This window comes from Prescottella defluvii, assembly GCF_000738775.1.
Taxonomy (GTDB): Bacteria; Actinomycetota; Actinomycetes; order Mycobacteriales; family Mycobacteriaceae; genus Prescottella; species Prescottella defluvii.
Map to the genome: position 1 here is coordinate 1 of NZ_JPOC01000190.1, position 375 is coordinate 375.

Below are 375 nucleotides of genomic sequence, written 5' to 3' on the forward strand. Positions count from 1 at the left end.
ACCCCCACGCGTGGGTGCCGCGGGGTGTGTACTCGAACGTCGCGGGAATGCCGAGGCTGTCGAGGCGGTATTGGAACGACCGCGTGTTCGCGAGTGCGATCGTCTCGAGGCCCATGGCATTGGACGTGTTGAACGAGGTCACCGATCCGGACGACCCCAGCGAGCCCGACAGGTCGGACGAGCCGAGCGAGCCCAGCAGGGCGCCCGGTGCGTCGTACTGGCCGGGCAGCCCGTTGCCCGACGCGATGTACATCGACAGCCCGCGCAGCTGTGGTGCGAACACGAACGGGTCGTTGCGCATCCACGCCGGATTCCAGGGCGGACCCCACATCGAGTCGGAGTTGAAGCCGCCCGAGTCGAGCATCGCGATGCGGA

At 68.0% G+C, this 375-nt stretch carries 1 pseudogene; it reads right to left on the reverse strand.

Annotated elements, in window-relative coordinates:
* Positions 1-375, reverse strand: a pseudogene (locus tag IJ15_RS26560) (esterase family protein); the annotation flags it as partial.